Origin of the sequence: Methylophaga sp. UBA5088, assembly GCF_002414625.1 — a bacterium.
Taxonomy (GTDB): domain Bacteria; phylum Pseudomonadota; class Gammaproteobacteria; order Nitrosococcales; family Methylophagaceae; genus Methylophaga; species Methylophaga marina.
This window is the reverse complement of the sequence record NZ_DIAC01000118.1, coordinates 6805-10640: the sequence shown is the minus strand read 5'-3', so window position 1 is coordinate 10640 and position 3836 is coordinate 6805. Positions and strand designations below refer to the sequence as shown.

Below are 3836 nucleotides of genomic sequence, written 5' to 3'. Positions count from 1 at the left end.
AAGGTAACACATTACAAGTAACGGCCTCGATTGGTGTCACATCCCTTGATCCCGCCTATAGTGTTGACGATGCCATAAACAAGGTGGATGAAGCTATGTACGAGGCGAAAGCGGCTGGTCGCAACTTAGTGAAGGTTCGTTAGCGACTGCTGACCGTTTTAATTAAACGTCCAGGCGAGGATACGTGTGATTTTGTTACCTTGATACATATCAATTTGTTTTACCTCAGTAGCGCCCAGTTTTTGAATTAACTTGATTGCGGGTTTTACGTTCTCAATTTTTGACACCAGACTCGTAAACCAACGACATTGCTCGGCAAACGCCTGACTCTCACGAATCATCTTTTTGAGAAACAATTTCTCACCACCATTGCACCATAATTCGGCTGCTGAACCGCCAAAATTCAATGTAGGCTTATTGGTTTTTAGCTTTAAATTATGTTGTTTTTGTTGATGCGTTTTTAATGCTGCTTCAGCAGAAGCATGAAAAGGCGGATTACACACGCTCACATCAAATCGCTCACCTTGCTTAATGATGCCTTCAAATATGTGATGTGGATTTGGCTGATGACGCAGTGTCACCTGCGTTTCTAATGTTTTGTTGTTATCGAGTATGGTGGCGACATTGTTGATTGACGTTTCATTGATATCACTGCCCACACATTGCCAGCCATAACACCGACTGGCTAACAGAGAATAAATGCCATTGGCGCCAATACCTATATCGAGCATTCGGATATCGCTAGTGCGATCTGTAACACCTAATAAATCAGCTATGTAGTGGATATAGTCGACGCGTCCAGGAATCGGCGGGCACAAGGCACCATCGGGGATAGACCAGTCCTTGATTTGATAATGATGTGCCAGCAAAGCGGCATTTAGCTGTTTGACGGCCTCAGCATCACTGTAGTCGATAGATAAATGACCAAAATCATTGGTGAATACAAAAGCGTCTAAGCGGGGATGACTGGCTATCAACCCAAGAAAGTCATAACCGTGATTATGAAGGTTTCTAGGATGTAAACCTTTGTTAGGTAGGCGTTTAGTCATTTTTTTGATAGGCGTTGGCTATGGCACGGAGAACGCTCTCAACTTAAAGAGGTGTCATTATAAGCGTGGCGAGTGGCAATAAAAAATAATATGCTCAACCTGACCGTGAGATCAGGTTGAGATAAACAAAGCTGTTTTTATGCTTTTTCCAGTGCCTGAGCGATATCAGCAATAATGTCGTCAATATGTTCAATCCCGACCGAAATCCGCACTAAGTCTTCTGATACGCCTGCGGTGGCCAGCTCTTCCGGGTTTAACTGACGATGAGTGGTGGTAGCAGGGTGGCAGGCCAGTGATTTTGCATCACCAATATTGACCAGACGTAAAATCATCTGCAAAGCATCAATAAAGCGGGCACCTGCTTCTTTGCCTCCGGTGATGCCAAAGCTGAGAATACCGGAAGCCTGACCTTTGGTAATTTTCTGGCAGACCGCATGATAGGGGCTGTTTTCTAAAGCCGCGTAATTGACCCATTCCACTTTAGGGTGTTGTTGCAAATAATTAGCGACTTTCAGTGCATTCTCACAGTGACGTTCCATTCTTAAACCCAAGGTTTCAAGACCCTGCATTAATAAAAAGGCACTGTGAGGAGACAAGGCTGAACCCGTATTACGCAGCGGAATGACACGACAACGACCAATATAGGCGGCAGGCCCTAATGCTTCTGTATAGACCACGCCATGGTAAGAAGGATCAGGTTCGTTAAGCATCGGGAAACGATCTTTATTCGCCACCCAGTCAAAACGACCTGAGTCGACAATCATGCCGCCAACTGTTGTGCCATGACCGCCGATGTATTTCGTTAATGAATGCACGACGATATCTGCACCATGATCAAAAACACGGCAAAGATAAGGTGTGGCTACTGTATTATCGACAATTAACGGTACACCATGACGATGAGCAATCTCAGCCCAACGCTGTATATCAACGATATTACCGGCAGGGTTACCAATTGATTCACAGAATAAGGCTTTGGTTTTCTCGTCAATCAGGCTTTCGATTTTGTCGTAATCGTCAAAAGAGGCCATACGCACCGTAATCCCTTGTCGCGGGAAGGTATGTGCAAACAGGTTGAAGCTACCACCATAGAGTTGAGTGCTGCTGACAATATTGTCACCTGCTTCCGCAATCGCCTGGATAGCATAGGTAATCGCTGACATGCCGGATGCCACGGCCAGACCAGCAATACCGCCTTCCATCTCGGCAAGACGTTTTTCCAGCACGTCATTGGTTGGGTTCATAATTCGTGTGTAAATATTGCCCGGAACTTTCAGGTCAAATAAATCAGCGCCGTGCTGAGTATCGTCAAACGTATATGAGGTCGTTTGGTAGATAGGAACGGCAGCTGATTTAGTCGTCGGTTCAGATTCATAACCGTGATGTAAGGCGAGTGATTCTAATCGCATAATTCTCTCCATAAGCGCTGAGTTATATCATTTTATTGTGGTTAAGCTTGTCTACATGGCAGAGATTAACATGAGTACGCATGATGAGAGGTAATTGGTCACATGAGATATAAAAAGCAGAGCCACAAGACCATGACTCTGCTTTAAAGAAGAACAAGTTTAAGCTTCTGAAAAGCTTATAACTTTAACCGGCGTAAGCGTAAAGCATTGCCAATAACGGATACTGAGCTGAGACTCATCGCGGCGGCTGCCACCATCGGCGAAAGCAATAATCCAAAAAATGGATATAAAATCCCGGCGGCCACGGGCACACCCAGCGAGTTATAAATAAAGGCAAAGAACAGGTTTTGTCGGATATTTTTCATGGTGGCCCGACTCAGTTTGAGCGCCTGATAAATACCTCTTAAATCACCTTTCACTAGAGTCATGCCAGCGCTTTCAACAGCGACATCGGTGCCTGTGCCCATCGCTATACCAATGTTTGCCTGAGCCAGTGCTGGCGCATCGTTGATACCATCACCAGCCATTGCGACAATACGTCCCTGACTTTGCAAATCTTTAATATGCTGATTTTTCTGTTCCGGTTGCACATCAGCATGCACTTCATCAATGTTCAGCTGTTTTGCCACAGCATTGGCTGTGACATGATTGTCACCGGTCAGCATCACAATACGGATACCTTCTTTATGCAAGGCATCAATAGCGGCTTTGGTGGTGTCTTTAATCGGATCTGCGACGGCAACTAGTCCAGCTGCTTGACCGTCTACAGCCAGTAACATCACGCTGTCACCTTGCTGACGTAATGCTTCTGCTCGTGATTCAAGCCCACTGACATCAACCTTATTGGCTTGCATCAAGGCTTTATTGCCAAACAAAATAGATTTACCATCAACGCTGCCGCTGATTCCCTGACCGGTATGTGACTGAAACTGTTTGGCTTCAGCAAGTGATAGATTTTGTTTTTTTGCTGCCGCAATTAATGCGGTTGCCAGCGGATGTTCGCTATGTTGCTCCAGGCTGGCAGCCCACTGCAATAAAGCATTTTTTTCAAAGCCAACAACGGCTTCGATAACAGAAAGCTCAGGTTTACCTTGAGTTAAGGTGCCGGTTTTATCGACAACCAGCGTGTCGATTTTTTCCATACTCTCTAAGGCTTCTGCATTTTTAATCAACACACCATGAGCTGCACCACGGCCGGTGCCCACCATAATTGACATCGGCGTCGCCAAACCCAGAGCACAAGGGCAGGCAATGATTAATACTGCCACAGCATTGATTAAAGCATGTGCCAGTTTTGGGTCAGGCCCAACTACAAACCAGACAATAAAGGTAATAATGGCCACTGCAATCACAGTCGGTACAAAATAGCCTGCGACTT

General features: G+C 45.5%; 4 protein-coding genes. 1 reads left to right on the top strand and 3 read right to left on the bottom strand.

What is annotated here, in order from left to right; all coding sequences use genetic code 11:
- Positions 1-143, top strand: a 143-nt coding sequence (locus B4K20_RS14795; RefSeq protein WP_289283511.1) for a GGDEF domain-containing protein, incomplete at its 5' end; no start/stop codon positions are given.
- Positions 144-158: 15 nt separating this feature from the next.
- On the opposite strand, the gene rlmF is transcribed toward B4K20_RS14795, so the two are convergent.
- The 3 genes from rlmF to B4K20_RS14780 form a co-directional block, all read right to left on the bottom strand.
- Positions 159-1049 carry a 23S rRNA (adenine(1618)-N(6))-methyltransferase RlmF gene (gene rlmF, locus B4K20_RS14790; RefSeq protein ID WP_289283498.1) on the bottom strand — a complete coding sequence of 297 codons (891 nt, stop codon included), beginning with the start codon at positions 1047-1049 and terminating at the stop codon, positions 159-161.
- Between the two features lie 137 nt (positions 1050-1186).
- The gene (locus tag B4K20_RS14785; protein WP_289283497.1) at positions 1187-2458 is read right to left on the bottom strand and encodes an O-acetylhomoserine aminocarboxypropyltransferase/cysteine synthase family protein; all 1272 of its coding nucleotides are present in this window, start codon (positions 2456-2458) and stop codon (positions 1187-1189) included.
- Between the two features lie 176 nt (positions 2459-2634).
- The coding region (locus B4K20_RS14780) for a heavy metal translocating P-type ATPase (protein ID WP_289283496.1) at positions 2635-3836 on the bottom strand (1202 nt) is incomplete at its 5' end.